The 19893-nt window shown below is 31.0% G+C and carries 19 protein-coding genes; 14 read left to right on the plus strand and 5 right to left on the minus strand.

Annotation, left to right across the window (positions count from 1 at the left end; all coding sequences use genetic code 11):
• The first annotated feature begins 139 nt into the window (after positions 1-139).
• Together LQ615_RS00120 and LQ615_RS00125 are read left to right on the plus strand one after the other, a co-directional pair.
• Complete coding sequence (locus tag LQ615_RS00120) at positions 140-2752, plus strand: CDP-glycerol glycerophosphotransferase family protein (RefSeq protein ID WP_239704044.1); 2613 nt, start codon at positions 140-142, stop codon at positions 2750-2752.
• Between the two features lie 31 nt (positions 2753-2783).
• Positions 2784-3887: an acyltransferase family protein gene (locus LQ615_RS00125; RefSeq protein ID WP_070045285.1), complete on the plus strand. Its 1104-nt coding sequence runs from the start codon at positions 2784-2786 to the stop codon at positions 3885-3887.
• Positions 3888-3961: 74 nt separating this feature from the next.
• Here LQ615_RS00125 and LQ615_RS00130 read toward each other — a convergent pair whose 3' ends face one another.
• Positions 3962-4861 carry an Mph(C) family macrolide 2'-phosphotransferase gene (locus tag LQ615_RS00130; protein WP_239704043.1) on the minus strand — a complete coding sequence of 300 codons (900 nt, stop codon included), beginning with the start codon at positions 4859-4861 and terminating at the stop codon, positions 3962-3964.
• A 183-nt stretch (positions 4862-5044) separates the two neighbouring features.
• Between LQ615_RS00130 and LQ615_RS00135 the strand changes: the two genes are divergently transcribed.
• The 4 genes from LQ615_RS00135 to LQ615_RS00150 all read left to right on the plus strand — a co-directional run bounded on the left by LQ615_RS00135 (position 5045) and on the right by LQ615_RS00150 (position 8125).
• Entirely contained in the window at positions 5045-5761 is a 717-nt protein-coding gene (locus LQ615_RS00135) for an alpha/beta hydrolase (RefSeq protein ID WP_239705368.1), read from the plus strand.
• Between the two features lie 451 nt (positions 5762-6212).
• Positions 6213-6584: a GntR family transcriptional regulator gene (locus tag LQ615_RS00140; protein ID WP_017000320.1), complete on the plus strand. Its 372-nt coding sequence runs from the start codon at positions 6213-6215 to the stop codon at positions 6582-6584.
• The gene (locus tag LQ615_RS00145; protein ID WP_103269507.1) at positions 6571-7452 is read left to right on the plus strand and encodes an ATP-binding cassette domain-containing protein; all 882 of its coding nucleotides are present in this window, start codon (positions 6571-6573) and stop codon (positions 7450-7452) included. Before LQ615_RS00140 ends, LQ615_RS00145 begins: the two co-directional genes overlap by 14 nt.
• Positions 7445-8125, plus strand: a complete 681-nt coding sequence (locus tag LQ615_RS00150; protein WP_239704041.1) for a hypothetical protein — start codon at positions 7445-7447, stop codon at positions 8123-8125. The genes LQ615_RS00145 and LQ615_RS00150 overlap by 8 nt, the downstream gene beginning before the upstream one ends.
• 209 nt (positions 8126-8334) lie before the next feature.
• Here LQ615_RS00150 and LQ615_RS00155 read toward each other — a convergent pair whose 3' ends face one another.
• Positions 8335-9150 (minus strand): MerR family transcriptional regulator, encoded by an 816-nt coding sequence (locus tag LQ615_RS00155; protein WP_070045279.1) that lies wholly within the window; start codon positions 9148-9150, stop codon positions 8335-8337.
• A 152-nt stretch (positions 9151-9302) separates the two neighbouring features.
• On the opposite strand from LQ615_RS00155, the gene norA reads away from it, so the two are divergent.
• The 6 genes from norA (at position 9303) to LQ615_RS00185 (ending at position 14229) form a co-directional block, all read left to right on the plus strand.
• Positions 9303-10442, plus strand: coding sequence for a multidrug efflux MFS transporter NorA (norA, locus tag LQ615_RS00160; protein ID WP_218707868.1), 1140 nt, complete (start codon positions 9303-9305; stop codon positions 10440-10442).
• Between the two features lie 230 nt (positions 10443-10672).
• On the plus strand, positions 10673-11104 hold the full coding sequence (locus tag LQ615_RS00165; RefSeq protein ID WP_017000325.1) for a MarR family winged helix-turn-helix transcriptional regulator: 432 nt from the start codon (positions 10673-10675) through the stop codon (positions 11102-11104).
• Between the two features lie 70 nt (positions 11105-11174).
• Positions 11175-12140 carry a ring-cleaving dioxygenase MhqE gene (gene mhqE, locus LQ615_RS00170; protein ID WP_017000326.1) on the plus strand — a complete coding sequence of 322 codons (966 nt, stop codon included), beginning with the start codon at positions 11175-11177 and terminating at the stop codon, positions 12138-12140.
• Positions 12141-12164: 24 nt separating this feature from the next.
• The gene (locus LQ615_RS00175; protein WP_064211200.1) at positions 12165-12770 is read left to right on the plus strand and encodes a flavin reductase family protein; all 606 of its coding nucleotides are present in this window, start codon (positions 12165-12167) and stop codon (positions 12768-12770) included.
• A gap of 21 nt (positions 12771-12791) precedes the next feature.
• Positions 12792-13382, plus strand: a complete 591-nt coding sequence (gene mhqD, locus LQ615_RS00180) for a methylhydroquinone degradation carboxylesterase MhqD (RefSeq protein WP_064204757.1) — start codon at positions 12792-12794, stop codon at positions 13380-13382.
• A gap of 235 nt (positions 13383-13617) precedes the next feature.
• Positions 13618-14229, plus strand: a complete 612-nt coding sequence (locus LQ615_RS00185; RefSeq protein WP_064211199.1) for a TetR/AcrR family transcriptional regulator — start codon at positions 13618-13620, stop codon at positions 14227-14229.
• A 74-nt stretch (positions 14230-14303) separates the two neighbouring features.
• Here LQ615_RS00185 and LQ615_RS00190 read toward each other — a convergent pair whose 3' ends face one another.
• Together LQ615_RS00190 and merA are read right to left on the minus strand one after the other, a co-directional pair.
• Complete coding sequence (locus LQ615_RS00190) at positions 14304-14873, minus strand: ATP-dependent Clp protease proteolytic subunit (RefSeq protein ID WP_064211198.1); 570 nt, start codon at positions 14871-14873, stop codon at positions 14304-14306.
• 93 nt (positions 14874-14966) lie between these two features.
• Positions 14967-16289 carry a hypothiocyanous acid reductase MerA gene (gene merA / locus LQ615_RS00195; RefSeq protein ID WP_239704040.1) on the minus strand — a complete coding sequence of 441 codons (1323 nt, stop codon included), beginning with the start codon at positions 16287-16289 and terminating at the stop codon, positions 14967-14969.
• A gap of 353 nt (positions 16290-16642) precedes the next feature.
• Between merA and LQ615_RS00200 the strand changes: the two genes are divergently transcribed.
• Entirely contained in the window at positions 16643-18052 is a 1410-nt protein-coding gene (locus LQ615_RS00200; protein WP_064204766.1) for an MFS transporter, read from the plus strand.
• Between the two features lie 84 nt (positions 18053-18136).
• Here LQ615_RS00200 and LQ615_RS00205 read toward each other — a convergent pair whose 3' ends face one another.
• Positions 18137-18928, minus strand: coding sequence for an arylamine N-acetyltransferase family protein (locus LQ615_RS00205; protein WP_194201116.1), 792 nt, complete (start codon positions 18926-18928; stop codon positions 18137-18139).
• Between the two features lie 111 nt (positions 18929-19039).
• Here LQ615_RS00205 and LQ615_RS00210 point away from each other — a divergent pair, with 111 nt between their 5' ends.
• Entirely contained in the window at positions 19040-19855 is an 816-nt protein-coding gene (locus LQ615_RS00210) for a metallophosphoesterase (RefSeq protein WP_064211189.1), read from the plus strand.
• Positions 19856-19893: the final 38 nt, after the last annotated feature.

Below are 19893 nucleotides of genomic sequence, written 5' to 3' on the forward strand. Positions count from 1 at the left end.
AATAAATGGAATGATACACTTTATTTTATTGATTATTTACATTGAAAATAATAGATAGAATTATAAACATTGAGTTTTTAATAAAATTTTTGGTTAACGAATTTAGTATTAAAATTCAAATAATAAATGAGGTAAATTAATGAGTACTTTATATAAAATGAAAAATTTGCTTGTAAGAAGGTTTGACAGTGTTTTTGTAGAAGATAATACGGATAAAATTATTATTGAGTACCAGTATAAGAACTATTTGTTATTTAATAAGGAAAAATTTGAGATAAGAATTCAAAATAAAACTGTGCCTGTGACAGTTAAAAAATCAGGGACTAACAGAATAAAAGTTGAAATAAATAAAGAATTATTAGTGTTTGAACCAATGGAGACGTTCATAAAAATAAATTGTTTTTATAATGGAAAAAAGTTATGGGTAAGAAATAATATTAAAGAAAATTTGTATTTGGTTTTAAATAATAAACTATGTGAATTTGAATGCTCTAAAAGTATGTATATTAAAATATTAAATGAGGATTATTCATTTGTTAGTGAGAAAGTGAAATTAAAACCCTCTATCAAAGAAACTAAAATAATCTTTGAAGCTATCAATGATAATAAATTTACTAAAATATTATTAATAAACGGACAAAATAAATCCGAAATATCTTTAGCAAATAGTGGTTGTTCTAATTATACAGTTCCTATTGAAAAAATAGAATTATTAGCGATGGAAAAGTATCAAGTAATGTACTTAATAAGTGATGATAATGCTTATAAAATCGAGTTTGATGAGAAGTATAGTTTTAATTTGGATCATTATTATATAAAGATTAATAGGCATAATTTCTTCGTATATCATAAGATTTTTAAAGCAGAAACTGTTATTTTAAATGAGTCACCTGATAAATTAGGTTTTATTATAAATTTAAAGAGTAAAGAAAATAGTCATATAAAAGAATATCTAAATTTTGTAATAATGAATAGTGAAAATGAAATTATTGGAAAGTATCCAATAAAAATTTATAAGAATGTGATTACTTCAAAAATATCTTTTGATACTTTTGTTGAGAATAAGTCTAATAAAAATATGTATATAGAAGCAATTGAACAAAACACTAATCGCAGAGTTTTATATAGTATTTCTGAATATGCTAAAAAGAGGAAAATTTATGAAACTGCTATAAAAGTTAATAATCAATATTATTATATGAAGTTTATATCTGATAATGGTATTTTTATAAAATATAAAAAGCCATTTTTAAAAACAGGAGTTAATTATTTTAATGAAAATAAAATTAATTTCTTTGTAAAAGCAGACGACATATATAGACACTGTACTTTCAGTTTATCTTTTGAAGAACGCTATAGTAAAGAAGTAATTGAATATTATATTGAGCCTGGTGAAACTGACTTAAATCTTGAATACCATGAAATGGAGAAGATTATATCCAAGCCTAAAACGATTGTGGATTTATTTATAACTGTTAGAGAACAAAATCACATTGTGAGAAGAGAAAAAATTAGATATAGAACAGCTACATACAAAAAAGATACATATTTTTCAAAAAAAATTATTCACGACAATAATCAAGAAATATATTATCTCAGTACTATAACTCCATTTAAGAACATTAAATTAGAAAGATTTTCTATTACAGATAATCAATTGAAAGCCATGAATAATACAACTAAAGATTCGAATGTTTGGTTAATAGGTGAAAGATTTGATACTGCTCAAGATAATGGCATTGTTTTCTTTAATTGGTTGAGAGCAAATACATCTATAAATGCTTATTATGTAATAGATGAAACGGCATTAGATTATCAAAATATAAAACATAATAAAAATGTAATTAAATTCGGTTCTATAGAACACTTTAAAGTAGCAAGTAAAGCTAAAGTTTTAGTAAGCACTCATGATTTTGAAAATATACTTCCATATAAACCAGCAAAAGGGTTCTTTGGTTATGAAAATACGTTAAAAGTATTCTTACAACATGGTGTTTTAGGTAGAAAGAATGTTGAGTATCATAAAGAGTTTTATGAGCAGCCTTTTGATATTTTTAATGTGAGTAGTATGAGTGAAAAGTACGATGTTGTTGTGAATGAAATGGGATATGACAAAGATAATGTGTTTATTTCTGGGCTATCACGTTTTGATAACTTACCTATAGAAAAAGATAATAAAAAGATTAAAAAAATTCTTATAATGCCTACTTGGCGTGATTGGTTGAACAGTGATTTTGCATTTGAAAATAGTGAGTATTTAGAAAGGTATTTAGGTCTAATAAAAAATAGAAAATTAAATCAGCTTATAGAGCAAGAAGAGATTGAAATAAATTTCTACCCTCACTATAGAGCTCAAAGTTATTTTAAATTATTTTTAATGAATAATGATATAAAAGTGCAGTACATTGAACTGGGTCAAAAGACTGTTCAATCACTATTGATTGAGCATGACTTGTTAATCACTGATTATAGTAGTGTCAGCTTTGATTTTACGTATATGAATAAACCTGTTATTTTTTATCATTTCGACGTAGATAGGTTCTTTAGAAAAGGTATTTTAAGACCAATTCATGAAACGTTTCTTGGAGAAATAATTTACGATGAAAAGAAATTAGTTGATCAAATATCCGACTATGTCGTTAATGATTCATTTAAAAAAATTGAACTTGAAAAAGATAGTATCTTTAAGCATATTGATAAAAATAACAATCATAGAATTTATGAAAGTATTGTTAATAGTTTAAAAGAATAATAGCAGATATTGGATTTAAAAGGAGAAGTTTATGAATAAGTTTATACCGGTAGTTTTCTGGATGAGGGCGATTTCTTGTTTAGGAATAGTAATGATACACTCTATTTCTATAACGTTATCGAACAATCCAAACCTTGTGAAAAATGAGTGGCCAACATATTTACAAGTTTATTTAATGTTTGCAACGCCAATGTTTGTATTCATTACTGAGTTTTTAACAGCCTATAAATATGGTGATACTTTAAAAGAAGGTTTTTTCAAAAAGAGATTAATAATTTTAGGAATTCCATATGTATTGTTTAATATATTTTGGACTTTTAGCAAATATGATAGTGCCAATTTTGTAGAATTTATAAATAATTTCATGCATGTTTCCATCCGTGGATATTCAGTAACATACTTCATTGTTATTATATTCCAGTTTTATATTCTACATTATCTATTTGCAAAATATTTAAAGAATATTAAGCCTTTACCTATAATTATAGGTTCGATTATATTAACTTCAATTTATTGGTCTATTCGTTTAAGATTTCCAGCACCTGATAACATGTTTGGCCAATTAGTTTGGGGTAAAGAAGGACAAACTATATTTTTAGGATGGTTAACTTATTTCTTATTAGGTTATTATATCGGCAAAAACTATACAGCATTTAAAAATAGTGTACAAAAATATACTGTTCCAATTATTTCATTATTAGTATTTAGTATTATATTTGTTTATTATATTCATACAAGTGGATTTAATAGCGCAATAGGTTCAAAACGAATAGATACACCTATTTACACTACATCTATAATATTAGTATTCTTTTTATTGAGTAGCTGGTTTACATATGTACCTAAATTTATATTATTTATCAGTAATTTCTCGTTTAGTATTTATTTAATGCATTTAATATTTTTAAATAAAATGACAATGCTTAGTGAAATCGTTTATTTAGACATATTATATAAATTTATTGTCGCAGTCTGTTTATCAGTAGCTGTATCTTACTTGTTTAATTTAAGTAAATACGGAAAATATTTCGTAGGAAATGTAAATTCTTTAACTCATTATGAATTACACAAATATAGAAATACAAACAATTCTACCAATAAGACGCTTGATTCAGTAGGATCAAGTAGCATTTAAAAACGGAAATCAATAAAAAGCTCCCTTTATAACTCATAAAGGGAGCTTTTTATAAATATCTTATTTTATAACTTCTACTCTTCCATACCTAACTCTTTCAATGCCATTTTCTCATACGCCACTTCTCCTGATTCCATAGCAAACTCAGCGATAAACATTGGGAACACTCCATTGAGTTCTAATATATGTTCTTTCATTCGTGGCCATGTTTCTCCTCCAGCTTTATCGTATGCTGTTATAAGTTGCTCTAATCCTTCGTCTCCGAATACACGATGATGCCCCATAAAGTCCATTGAAGGATCGGAGTGGGTTGCTTCGGTCCAATCTATGAGTCCTGTGACGTTTGCTTCGTTATCTACCATTATATGTCCTGGATGTAAGTCTCCATGTATCATGGTTGCATGTTGTGGCCAAAGTTCATCGTTTTCTAACCATTGTTGCCATCTGTTCCATAACTCATCTGCTACGCCATAAGTTTCTTTGACTTTATTCATCCTTCTTTGAAAGTCATTTCTTATTTCTTGTATAGTTTTGATATTTATATGATGTGCGGTAATGTTTTCTTCTGGTATGTTGTGCAAGTCTACGAGTGTTTCAGCTAATGTGTTAACAAAGTTTTCTGGTACTGGTTTGTGTTCAATTTCCCATACATAGTTTTGTATTTGCGGATCTATTGTTGCTGCAGGTTTACCGGTAAGTTTTGGATAAGCGATAAGGTCTTTTTCGTGTACTTTCCACTTTGGTACTTCAAATGAAACGTTCTTTTGTAAGAAATCTACCGTTTGTTTTTCAGATTTTGTTCGCTTATGAACGTCAGGTCTTCTTGGTAGTCTTAAAACCCATTCTACGCCTTGTTCATCTTCTCCAAATGCAACTTGGAAATCTAGTCCTGATTCATTCAACGAGATTGTTTGAGGTTGGATATGCAATTGATATTTTTCTGCGCATTTAATAATTTCATTATGTTGAGTCATTTTATTGGCTCCTTATTTCTATTGTATTTTTATGAAAGTATTTTGTTTTATCTTGATATAAATATAACTGATATGCAAACGATAACTGCAAGAGATTGTGCTATAACGTATGAAAGTATTTATGTTATGATGTTATAAATGATAATATTTCTCAATTGATAATATTGAGAATGATAGGAGTGGATGGGTTTGCAAGAGGTACAAAAAATTTTATGGAATGGTCGTTTATTAACGATTGCTCTTCCTGAACATTATGAAGATGATAATTCTGATCCTGTGCCTTTTCACACTGTTATTGTACAGGATGGTTCATATCTTTTTGATAAGCTTGTAGAAGAATATCCAAGTAATGTCATGTTTGTTGGTGTTGAACCAGTAGAGCGTAATAGGGAATATACGCCTTGGATTGAGGATGTTAGTGGACAGCATTATGGTGGGGAAGCTGAGCAGTATTTAGATTTACTGGAATTTGAATTAATCCCTTACTTAAAGGAAAGGTATCATATTTTTGATGAGTCGGAGTATTTAACTATTGGTGGCGGTTCGTTTGGTGCGTTATTATCTATTTATGCTTTAGTTACAAGACCCCATTTGTTTGGTAAGTATTTAGTAATGTCTGCTTCAATGTGGTATCCGGGATTTATTGATTTTCTTAAAAAGGCTGATAATATTGAATATCCTCGGGATGTTTATTGGTATGTCGGTGAGTTAGAGGGTGCTGAGTATCCAAATATATTAAAGAATATGGTTCCTTGTACTAAAGAGGGTGTAGAAATTCTTGAAGAGAAGTTAGTTAACCCTGATTCTCATTTAACTTTTGTAACACATCCTGAAGGTATACATCGTCACCACTTTTTTGAAACGTATTTTGCAGAGGGTATTAATAAAATATTGTATTAATCGGCTAATGCCAATGTGATGAAACAGGCTGAGACAATTTTTATTTGTCTCAGCTTTTTTGTTTGTGTAAATAAGATAACGAATGTTGCAAGAGAAGGTCCACGTGCAACATAAAGCCTCCGAATGTTGCAAGAGAAGGTCCACGTGCAACATAAAGCCTCCGAATGTTGCAAGAGAAGGTCCACGTGCAACATAATCATCCAATCCACTACTGCCAATACAAAAATAGAGTCCGGAACAATTATTTATCTCTTGCTTTTTTATTGTTTCAACAAGATGACTAACCAACCTTTTATAAAAATTTCATAACTTTAAAATACTGATATAATGGGAATATTGCAGTATTATGAGAGTAAATATACATAAAATTGATTGACAAATAACATGGTAAGAATTATAGTTGATTACACAACTAATCAACCAATCATGTTATAGGATAAGGAGAATGAATATGAAACCTACATTGAATGATGAAACACCTATATTTTTGCAAATTGCAGATATGATTAAAGATGATTTAGTTGAAGGACTTTTGTCAGAAGGTGAACAAATACCTTCTACAACAGAACTTTCGAATTTTTATAATATCAATAGGGCGACGGCTCAAAAAGGTATTACACTGTTGGTTGATGAAGGTATTGTTGTTAAGAAGAGAGGTATTGGTGTATTTATAGCTGAAGACGCGCGCGACAAGCTCGTAAATACAAGAATGCAAGCATTCTCTAATTCTTATATCCAGAATATGGTTAAAGAAGCTAAAAGACTAAATATAAGTAAAGAAGAACTCATAAGAAGGGTGGAACAAGATTATGACAATCATTGATATTCAAGATATGTCATTTAAGTATAAGGATGAAAACATTCTAGAGCATTTATCACTCCAAGAAGACGAACCTATGATTGTTGGATTATGGGGACGTAATGGTTCTGGTAAAACAACTTTAATGAAATTAATTTCTGGGCAAGAGCGTCCTGACGCAGGTCATCTATCTGTATTGGATAAGAAGCCATTTAACAATACGAGTGCAACGGAAGAAATCACTTATTTGCGAGAGAATCATTATTTTGGGAAATCATGGACAGTAAATGAGGCGATGAAGTTTGCAGCGATGTTTAATACGAATTGGGATCAAGAAGAAGCGGATTATTTAATTGATTTGTTTGAATTACCAAGAAAGAAGAAAATTAAGACTTTCTCTAAAGGAATGCAGTCTATGGTACAAGGTGTGATTGGTATTGCGAGTCATGCACCTGTGACAATGTTAGATGAACCTACGAATGGTTTAGATGCATATATGAGAAAGGTATTCGTTAAAGCATTAATAAAGTCATATGATGAAGACCCAAGATATATAATGATTGCTTCTCATCATATTAAAGAAATAGAAAAAATTTGTGAAAAGCTAATTATCATTTCTAATCGTGAGGTTAAGTTACATGAACCTATTGAGTATTTCCAATCAAGAGGTGCAGTATTACTTGGCAAATTAGAAGATATTAAACAAGTTGTATCAGACAAAGATATTATCGAACAATCTACAATACTCAGTCAGCATAAAGTAATGGTAGATGTTTCGTATAGTGATTCACTGATAGAGCAATGTAAAGCTTTAAACATTAAAGTGGATAAAGCGAATATACAAGATTATTTAGTTAATATAACGATGACGAAGGAGGCCCATCATGAATAATTTTAAAGGTTCATTTTCAATTGTATTTAGGGAACTGAAACTTCAACTTTATATATTCACGGTTGTGCTTATACTTCTAGCAGCGCTTTATGTGGCTATTGGTTATTTTGGAGAACCAGAAGACTTTAGACCACTATTATCAGGTCCTGTGTTTGGTATATTAGGATTCTTACCATTGTTCTTATTTCACGATCCGTTTAAAGCATCTATTGAACTAGGTGCAACGAGAAAACAATATATTTTTAGCGTATGGTCTAGTTACCTAATATTCATGGTTGCATTGCTTATCGTACAAGAAGTTGTTAGCTATATCGTTCGATTAATTACAGACTCTTCAAAAAGTACAGTAGTATTATTGAGAGCAGGAGACTTAGTACCAAATGCGAGTGTGTTAGATAACTTTTGGATTGATTTCTTAGCTATACTATTTATCGCAGGAGTATGTTTCTTACTAGCAGCTATTATGTATCGAATTGGTATAATTCCAACTGCATTAAGTGTATTTGCTCTTGGCGTAATTGTATTCATTTGGTCTGTTTTAGGTGATATTATGCCACTTGTAGAATGGATAATGAATCATATTTATGAAACATTTCATATATTAGGAGCAGTTGGTGTAATAGCAGCACTCTTGATATACCCTATAATGATAAAAGCTCGAATGAAAGAGTGAATATTTATAATAGTAGAAAATAAAAACTATGACGATTTTGTAAGGTGCTGATGAGTAGGGAGAGCATGTACTTACAAAAATTCTGAAGAGCTTGGGACATAAATCCTGAGCTCTTTTTTTGGATTAATTATTACATAAATATACAAACTAACTTTTCTTCTGACCGAATCTAAAAATAAAGCTGAGACATATAAACATCTCAGGCTCCCTTAAGTAATTTCCATCATAATCTTCGTAATATATTCTTTTTCATTATTTTTAATCACTGAGTCGAATACATATTCTTCAAAAACGTATTGACCGATCTCTAAATTCAACTCTTCTATTTTGTTAAACATCTTTTGATAAGTTTCATAAATTGTTTGATCTAAACCGACATGATACCCGACTAAGTACTGTCCGTTTAGGGTAATGGTATTTGTATAGTCACTTTTATTTGATGGGATTTCAACATAAAGGTAGCTATATTGATTATATTGTTTATTTAAAATTTCATTTTTCTTTGTTACAACGCCTATTGGCTGACTAGAGAATAAATTGTGATGCTTGAGCTCATCTACAAATTGGTTTATTGACATTAGAAAATCTAGCTCGGAAACATTATTGATGTTATCACTAATATAAAATGTAGTGTTTTCTATATCGTGAAGTTCAATTTTATCGAATTCTGTATGGATAGCATCTTTGATAGATTTGATTTTATCGTTTATTACGAGCTCATTAAAATTTAATTGTTGTTTCTGTGCTTGTATGACTTTCTTTTGTTGTTGCATGAGATCTAAGAAAAGTTCTGGTGATTTGTCTTGTGTATATTGTTTAATTTCTTTTAAGGACATACCTAATTCTTTCAATAATGTAATGACACTAATAAACTCGATTTGTTTAACTGAGTAATAACGATAGCCACTTTCATTTTTAAAATCCGGCTTAAATAAGCCTATTTTGTCATAGTAAATCAATGTTTGTCTGCTAACATTTGTTAGACTTGCAAACTCGCTTATAGGTATATGATTAATTTTTTGCATAAATTGAATTCCTCCACTTGACTATATAGTTACTATACACTTTAAATTTAATATATTAAAGGTGTTTTTTGATATGAAAATGAAAACAAATAGATTAGAATATAGTGAAAATCACTTAATATTTAATAAAGTAATGAATAAGGAGGTCTAATATGAAGAATAAGTTAAACATTTTATATTTTAATATATTTCTTATGTTTTTAGGTATTAGTATTGTTATCCCAGTACTACCAACAATATTGTACGATTTAGATTTGAACGGTAGTGATTTAGGATTATTAGTAGCAGTGTTTGCGTTGTTTCAAATGATTGCTTCTCCATTTGGAGGAAGATTTGCAGATAAGTTTGGTAAGAAAATCATTATCATTATTGGACTTTTATTATTCTCCATATCAGAATTTATTTTTGCGGTAGGGAATACTTTTTCAATACTTTTATTATCAAGAGTGTTAGGTGGTATTAGTGCAGCGTTTGTAATGCCTGGTGTTAATGGTATGATCGGTGACTTATCAACCGCGGAAAATAGAGCAAGAAACTTTAGTTACATGTCAGCAGTTATTAACACAGGATTTATTATTGGACCAGGAGTGGGAGGATTCTTAGCAGAAATATCGCATAGAATGCCTTTTTATTTTGCCGGTATATTAGGTATCATTGCGCTACTCTTCTCTATTATTTTGTTAAAAGAAGAAAAAGAAGTAGAAGATGTCGACAAACCGAAAGTAAAAGAACCATTCCCATATAAATTGTTCGTCGTTCCTGTCGTTGTGATGTTGATTTTATCTTACGGTTTATCTTCAACTGAGACGATGTTCTCATTATATACAGCAGAAAAAGTAGGATTCGAACCGAAAGATATTTCTATTGCGATTACAGGTGGAGCTATTGTAGGGGTTATATTCCAACTATTCCTATTTGAAAGAATCGTAGGAAGAATTGGAGAAATTAGACTTACATTGTTCTCACTTATATATTCAGTAATCGTGTTATTCGCATTTATTTTCGCTTCGAGTTATTTATCCGTTATGCTTGTAAGTTTTATTATATTTATAGGATTTGATTTAATAAGACCGTCAATGACGAATTACTTCTCGAAATTGGCCGGAAAAAATCAAGGAACAGCGGGTGGCTTAAACTCTGCCGCAACAAGCGTCGGTAACTTAGTTGGCCCGTTAGTAGCAGGGGTAGTGTTCGATATAGATATCAACTTCCCGATGTACGTTGCGATAGGTTTCTTCGTATTTGCGGCGGTTATATTAGTGTTCTATAGACCAGATAAATTAAAGTTTTAAAATAAGCGAAGTAGGACTAGGTATGAAAAAAGATTGATATAAGTGCAACTTCATACCAGGCAGCTACTGCCATTATATTGAATCAGCCTGAGACGTGTACTATGTCTCAGGCTTTTATTTTTCATCATTTTTATACTTAGTATAATTAATATACTCAAAACTGTTGACTTACATCTAAAATCGCGTTACAATTATCTCGAAATCGAAATAATATGTGGATAGGTGATGACATGAATAGAACAGATGAATCTTTAAAGGCATTGGTCGGTATTAAACGCTCGAATGATACGATTGATCGTATTGTTAAGCAAGATATGAAGAACTATGGTTTGAATATTACTGAATTTGCCGTAATGGAACTGTTATTTCATAAAGGTGATCAGCCTATTCAAAAGGTTAAACAACGTATTTTAATAGCAAGTAGTAGTACAACATATGTCATTGATCAATTAGTTAAGAAAGGTTATGTGAGACGTCGTCAAGATACGAAAGATAAACGAATCACGTATGCAGTATTAACTGATGAAGGGCATAAGTTAATGGAAAATATTTTTCCAAAGCATGCTGAAACAATTGCGAATGCTTTTTCTATCTTAGATGATGAAGAACTTGCTATATTAAGAAGAGCACTAAAAAAAATTAGCGCAATGTCTAATGAGTAAGTCGCGCAAATTTTTTTCAGCGTTATTATTTCGAATTCGAAATAAAAAATAAAGAAAGAAGGAATCTATAATGAGTAATAACGAACTTATCGGAATCCATCACGTAACTGCTATAACAGATGATGCAGTAAGAAACTATGAATTCTTTACAGAAGTATTAGGAATGCGTTTAGTTAAAAAAACAGTAAACCAAGATGATATATATACGTACCATACATTTTTCGCAGATGATCAAGGATCACCAGGGACAGACATGACATTCTTTGATTTCCCAAATAGTCCTAAAGGTCAAAGAGGTACAAATTCTATTAGCCGTGCAGGCTTCAGAGTGCCAAACGATGCAGCTTTAGAATATTATTTAGAGAGATTTGAAGAATTTGGTGTTAAAAATGACGGTATTCAAGAACTGTTTGGTAAAAAAGTTTTACCATTTGAAGAGAAAGACGGTCAAAGATATCAATTATTCTCAGATGAATTAAATAAAGGTGTTGAACCAGGCATACCATGGAAAAACGGACCAGTTCCTGAAGATAAAGCGATATATGGATTAGGACCAATTGAAATTACAGTTAGTTATTATGACGATTTCAAATCAGTATTGAAACAAATATATGGTATGAAACCAATTGTTGAAGAAGAAGATGTAACATTATTTGAAGTTGGCGAAGGTGGCAACGGTGGTCAAGTTATTTTAAGAAAAGATGACAAAACACCTGAAGCTAGACAAGGGTACGGCGAAGTTCATCACGTATCATTTAGAGTGAAAGATCACGAAGCTATCAAAGCATGGGAAGAAAAATATAAAGAACTGCGCATTGGTAACTCTGGAAATGTTAATCGTTTCTACTTTGAAGCATTATATGCCAGAATTGGACATATACTAATAGAAATTTCTACAGATGGTCCAGGATTTATGGGAGACGAGCCTTATGAAACATTAGGGGAAAGTCTTGCGTTACCACCATTCTTAGAGTCTCAGCGTGAGTATATTGAATCTGAAATTAAACATTTTGATACGACAAGAAAGCATGACTAATTAAATAGAAAAGGAGTGGTTCTGATGAAAGTGTTACGTCCAGAACAATTAACGCAAAAAGAAAACTATAAATTATTAATAGGGTCTGTTATACCTAGACCAATTGCATTAGTTACGACACAATCTGAAGACGGTATATTAAACATTGCACCCTTTAGTTTCTTTAACGTTGTTTCTTCAGAACCTCCTATACTATCTATAGCGGTACAAAGAGTAAATGGAGAATCGAAAGACACGGCTCGAAATATATTGGAGCAAAAAGAAGCGGTCGTACACATTGTAGATACAGAAAATGTTGAAAATACAAATGAAACCGCTGCGCTTTTAAATAGAAATGAAAGTGAACTTACGCGTACAACATTTGATACTGTAGAATCGTTAAGTGTCTCAGTACCAGGATTGAAACAAAGTAAGGTACGCTTTGAAGCTGTATTACACGATACAATGGTTATTAAAAAAGATGATAAACCTGTATCTGATTTAATATTATTAGAAATAAAACATTATCATTTTGATGATGCTATTTATAACGATGGCTATATTAATAAAGATGAATTAAGTGCAGTAAGTAGATTAGCAGGTAATGATTACGCTGAAATAGGGCGCACATTTACAATAGAAAGACCATAAAGTGAATGGAGTTGACTAGAAGTGAAACATATATTTAAACAAGGTGAACAAGGCAAACCTGTATTTCTTTTATTACACGGAACAGGTGGAGACGAGAGAGATTTACTACCTTTAGCAGAAATGCTTGATCCAAGTTATAATGTGTTAAGTGTAAAAGGTGAAATATCCGAAAATGGTATGGCGCGTTACTTCAAAAGACGTGCAGAAGGCGATTATGACTTAGAAGATTTAGAGTATAGAGGTCAAGAATTATATGACTTTATTAAAGAATCATCAAAAGAATATGAATTTAATTTAGAAGACGTTATACCAGTAGGATTTTCAAACGGGTCGAATATGGCGATTAACTTAATACTAAGAGAAAGTACACCTTTCCAAAAAGCATTATTATTCGCACCATTATATCCTTTAGACTTACAAGATAATCAAAAAGATTTATCAAACTTTAAAGTATTCCTATCAATGGGTAAACAAGATCCAATCGTTACACAAGAACAAAGTGAACGAGTGATTGAAATATTTAAAGAACGCGGTGCAGAAGTACATGAAACTTGGGTGAACAGTCATGAAATTACACAAGAAGCAGTACTAGCAGCAAAAGAAATATTATAAGGGAGTGGAACAGAAATCTTATTTTGCTAAAAAGATTTCGTAGTCCCACTCGAGCAAGGATGACTAGAATTGAAAAGCTTGATATAAGCATATTTTCAGTCCAGTCAGCTACTGCCATACAAAAGTAGAGTCCAGGACAATTATCTATGTCCTGGACTCTTTCTTTGTTAATATACAATCTGTTGATTATAATGATATTTAACAAATAAACTTTTCTATGGAAGGAATTAATGAAATGGCTGAAGACCGTCGAGTAAGAAAAAGTAAAGCGGCTATAAAGAAAGCTTTTATACAATTATTAGAAGATAGCCAAATAGAACGTATTACAATACGTCAGATTTCTGATAAAGCCGACATTAATAGAGGTACCTTTTACTTAAATTATGATGATAAATACGCACTCCTTGAAGAAATGGAAGACGAACAAATTGCAGATTTAAAAAAATTAGTCGACATCCGAAAAGTAAATCTTGCTCAAAAAACTGCAGAAGAATTCATTGAAATATTCTCTAATGAAGTTATTAAAAAAGTGATTATACACATTAGCGAAAATATAGAATTTTATCATGCTATTTTAAACTTAGATAGGACTAGTAAAATCGAAGAACGTATTACAGATATGATTCTCTCAAATATTAATTATTTAATTGGAGAAAATAACACAGTTTATGGTGTACCAGACGATTATTACTTAAGATATGTATCAGGTGCTTTAATGTCTATGGTTAAATATTGGGTGCACGACGAAAATCGTGTTTCTATAGAAGAACTTGTACAATATATCGTAACGATTTCAACTAGAGGGCCACTTTCCATTTTGAAACAATTGATAGATTCGAAGAAATAAGTTTATAAAATCTATAAAAATCTCTCCATCAGACTTAAACCTAATGGAGAGATTCTTATTTAATAACAATATATTTATTTATCAATTTCATCGCGTGATTTAATAATTTTATTGATAAAGCCGTAATCATAAGCTTCTTTTGTGCTTAACCAGTAGTCGCGGCCTGTATCTTTTTCGACTCTTTCTATAGGCTGTCCTGTTTCTTTCGCGATTAATTCATTGATTTTTTGACGTGTGCGTATAATTTCTTTAGCTGTAATTTCCATTTCTACAGATTGTCCTTGTACGCCGCCTGATGGTTGGTGAATCATGAATCTTGTGTTTGGCAGGCTATATCTGTTTTCTTTTTTACTAGCTAGATAAATAATTACACCTGCGCTTACTACCCAACCAGAACCGATAATATTTACTTCTGGTTTCACGAAATTAATCATGTCATGAATATAATAACCTGAATCGACATGACCACCTTGACTGGAAATGAATAAAGTAATTGGTTCATCACCCATTGCTTCTAGTAATAAAAGTTGGTTACCGACTTCTTTTGCAACTTTATCATTAATTTCACCAGTTATAATGATCGTACGTGTTTCTAATAGTTTTTCAGTTAGTATGTCTTTTTCTTGTTGTTTTTCTTCAGACATGAAATCACTCCTATCATAATATTTAACTTTATTGTGAATGATATATAAGTGCATTTCAAATAATTTGACCTTTATTGACCAAAAGTTTTTTTATCATATATCAAATAAATCGTTAAATGCTTCGACCATAGTAGGATGCGTATAAATATTATCTCTTAATCTTGTATAAGGCACATCCATATCCATAGCGAGTTTAAGAACGTTAATAATTTCTTCAGATCCTGTGCCGTACAAACTAGCGCCTAATATTTGTTGTGAATCTACATCAACTACCGCTTTAAATATACCTCTATCATCGTTATTAACTTTGTGACGAGGAATATTTTTAACTTCAATCATACCTTCTTTTACATTGAAGCCTTCTTTTCTAGCTTTACTAGCTGTCATTCCTATACGTCCTAAAGGTGGGTCTAAGAATACTGTATATGGAACATGACCTCTATTTTTAGTTGAACGTTTTTTATTGCCTGAAATTTGATCTTTAACGATTCGATAATCATCTAAAGAAATGTATGTGAATTGTGGGCCACCTTTAACATCACCAACTGCATAAATGTTATCTACAGCAGTTTCTAATGAAGAATTCACTTTAATTTCACCTTTATCGCCTAGATTAATATCAGTATTTTCTAATGCGAGGTCAGTGTTTGGTATGCGTCCAGTCGCAAGTAGGACAGCATCACCAGAAATATCACCTTGGTTAGTATGAACGACAGGATGATTATCTTCAGTTGAAAAAGCGTGAACTTCCGCTTCATCTATAAATTCTATACCTTGGTTCAACAACTGGTCGTAAATATGAGATGCTACATCTTTATCTTCAGTACCTAATATATGTTTACGATTATGAATCATCGAAACTTTACTACCGAGACTTGAGAAAATCGTCGCAAATTCTAAAGCGATATAACCTGCACCAACGATCACGAGATGTTCTGGTAAATGTCTCAATTCCATAATACCTTTAGAATCATAAATGTTCTCAGTTTGCTCAATCCCTTCTATTTCAGGTATATTTGAGCGACTACCTGTATTTATAATGATATGGCCTGCTTGAATAGATTCAACAATTTCATTTGATTTATTTAACAAATCGACAGTTTCATTATCCTTAAACTGTGCTTTATAAGTATAAACTTTAATATTTTCATCAGAATCTAGATTATCAAAATTTTTCTTATTTAATGCCGATACAACATCTTTTTTACGATTAATTGCTTCAGTGAAGGTGTGATTTTCATTACCTTCATGTAATAACGTTTTAGAAGGTATACATCCGACATTAATGCACGTGCCACCATACATATTTGAATCTTGCTCAACTACAGCAACCTGGTTTCCTTGACCAGCAAAATCTTTAGCAAGCGTCTTACCAGCTTTTCCAAAACCAATCACTAACATGTCATAATGCTTCATAGTATAAAACCTCCATCTCATAATCTCTATAACCAATTATAGTACTTTATAAAAACATTATGAAATTTTTGAATTTAAGGTATTATTTTCACTGTTTCATCATACAAATTTTAGGAAAGATAACATTTGTTTACTATATAAATAAAGTAACTTTCTATAGAAAATCAATGCAAATTTTAAGAAAATTAATATAATTTTACACCATTGGTCGACCAGTTTCAATCGGTATAAGTTATAACGTTTGTGGCGGTTTTCACAATTTACGACAAGGTATATAAGTGTAATATTACAGTTGTGTTAATTTGTCGATATGCTAAGATACATAACTATATCGAAAGGGTGTTTAATCAAACATGAAATTTAACAAAAACAAAATTAATGTTGTTGATATGAAACAAACTAAGAAAAGTGTTTACGCAACAGGTATAGGTAATGCTATGGAATGGTTTGACTTCGGTCTATATTCTTATTTAGCAATTATTATTAGTCAAAACTTTTTTACTGGCGTACAGAACGATGAATTAAAATTAGTATTTACATTCGCAACGTTTGCGATTGCATTTTTAATGAGACCGTTAGGCGGGGTTATATTTGGTAGAATTGGTGATCGTCTTGGTCGTAAGACAGTATTGACGACAACTATTATATTAATGGCCGCTTCAACTTTATTAATCGGTCTTTTACCTACATATGATCAAATTGGTATATGGGCTCCTATTCTTTTGTTAATTGCTAGAATTATTCAAGGGTTTTCAACGGGTGGAGAATATGCCGGTGCAATGGTATATATTGCTGAATTATCTCCTGATAACAGAAGAAGCGTACTAGGCAGTGGATTAGAAATTGGAACTTTAGCAGGTTACATACTTGCTTCTTTATTAGCGAGTGGTATGTTTATTGCTTTATCTGATGCACAAATGCTAGCGTGGGGCTGGAGAATTCCATTTATTCTTGGCGCACCACTTGGATTAATTGGTCTTTATTTAAGAAGACATTTAGATGAAACACCTATATTTGAAAATGAAATCGAAGAAAATGAAGAAGAACCTGAATCATTTGTATCGATTATTAAAAATCATAAAAAAGATATTATCTTATGCTTTATTACAGTGGCATTCTTTAATATCACGAACTACATGTTACTTTCATACATGCCATCATATTTAGACGAAGTTATTGGCATCTCAACGACTGTAAGTACAATTCTCATTACGAGTGTTATGGTTGTAATGGTTCCACTAGCATTCTTATTCGGACGTCTAAGTGACAAGATTGGTAATAAGAAAGTTGTCTTATTCGGTTCATTTGGGTTAACTGCATTTTCATTACTAGCCTTTTACTTTATGGGCATGAATCAGTTAATGTTTGTATCATTTGGTATTTTAATACTTGGATTCTTCCTTTCAACTTATGAAGGTTCTATGCCAAGTCTATTACCGAGTATTTTCTTTACAGACGTACGTTACCGCACACTAGCTGTTACATTTAACGTATCAGTATCAATATTTGGTGGTACAACACCATTAGTGTCAACATGGTTAGTGCACGTTACTCAAAACCCACTAGCACCAGCATATTACTTAACAGCTGTCAGTCTTATCGGTTTCATAACGATTCTTGTATTATTTGAAACAACTTCAGGAAAAGCTTTAAAAGGCTCATATCCTACTGTATCAAATGAAAAAGAATTTAATCACGTTGTTAAAAATGCTGAAGAAGCATTATGGTGGAAAGAACAAGAATTACAAATAAAAGAGAAATAAGGACTGAGACATATCCTTTTCTTATAAATAATCTCCTAATCCGTTGTATATTCAGCAGCGGGTTAGGAGATTTTTTTATGATTTTTATACTTTATTTTCAATTGTTTGTATCGTCACGTCTAACCCGAAGTATTTTTGCAAGATGGATTTATAATTTTGTGGTGTTACTGGTGATTGTTCTTTACCATCAGCTTTAGTTATCGTTAGTTGATCTTGTGACATTGTAACGCGACCATAGGTTTTGGCCATTGTGATGAGCAATGTTTGTACGAATATAGATTCTGGGTTATGCTCATTAAATTCTAAATGTTCTACAAAATATGACCATGGTCTGGATATATTTTTAGCTTTATATGAAGTTCTCCAAGAATTATCGTCTTGTAGTTTTTGAACAAGGATTTCTTCGTTTTCTCCGTAGATTGCGCGATAGCTACCTGATACAGTAGTGACAGTCATATTTTCAGATTCATGGTGAACGGGTAAAGCGTTAATAGGTAAGTCTCCAAATCCCACGTCAGCTATATATGGTCTATCTAATTGCACGATAGTTGTCATGTGTGAACCATCGTTACTCCATCCATCATCAGGTGTGTGTATAGTAGCGGATGCGCAAGTAATACTAAAACCTTTTTGTTCTAAGTAAAACTGAAATATAGTGTTCATTTCATAACAAAATCCTCCACGATGATTTATAACAATCTTTTCATATAAGTCATCGATATTAACGGAAATAGGTTTTTGATTTTGTACGCTAATATTTTCGAAAGGAACAGTGTACATAAAGCGTGTTATATAATGATTTAAAGTTTCTAAATTAATTTGATTATAATTTTTAGAATCTATTTTTAAATATTCTTCAAACTTTTGAATATCCATTTATATGCCTCCAATAATTATTATTAATTCTATTATAAAGGATAGTTTACATTTATATGTTAATATAAGATTGAAGTTAAAGGGTATACAATAGAAAGTAAGGTAATAAGTATGAAAATTGGTGCGATTTCTGACTTGCATATCGATCGAAGTAATCATTATTTTCCGAAAGATTTTGAAGATGTTTTAATTGATGAAGTGAAGCGATTGAGACTAGATATGTTACTCATAGCAGGCGATATTTCTAACCATTATCAACAAACAATGCCATTTATACAAAATGTTAAACATCAAACAAATATAGAAGTGTTATTTATTCCTGGCAATCATGATTATTGGAAAAATGAAGCGGAAGAAAAGACTTCTTATGAAATATTTGAGTATTATAAATCACAACCAGAAAGTATAATTGCAGACCCATATATAATCAATGATGAATGGGCGATTGTAGGTCATAGCGGTTGGTATGATTACAGCTTTGCTGATAGTGAAAAATTTAGCCTAGAGCGTTTAGAAAGAAGAAAATATTACGGATCTACTTGGCTAGATAAAGAAAGAATAGATTGGGGTAAGTCTGATCTAGAAATGTCTAAACTAGCAGCAGATTCAGTAAGACGAGATTTAGAAAAAGTTAAAGACAAAAATATTATTTTGATGACGCACATCGTCACACACAAACAATTTGCTGTACCTATGCCACATAGAATATTTGATTATTTTAATGCGTTTATAGGAACATCAGATTTTGATTTATTTTATGAGAAGTATCCGATAAAATATAGCATAATGGGACACGTACATTTTCGTAATAATATAGAAGAAAAAGGTGTCAATTTTATTTGTCCATGCTTAGGGTATCAAAGAGAATGGCGTTCTAAAGATTTAAAACAAGAAATACAAAATACAATTCAAATTATTGAAATTTAGAAAGCAAGTCGCTTAGCAAATAAGACGATATTTGTTCA

The organism is Mammaliicoccus sp. C-M13 (assembly GCF_022386845.1).
GTDB classification, from domain to species: Bacteria; Bacillota; Bacilli; order Staphylococcales; family Staphylococcaceae; genus Mammaliicoccus; species Mammaliicoccus lentus.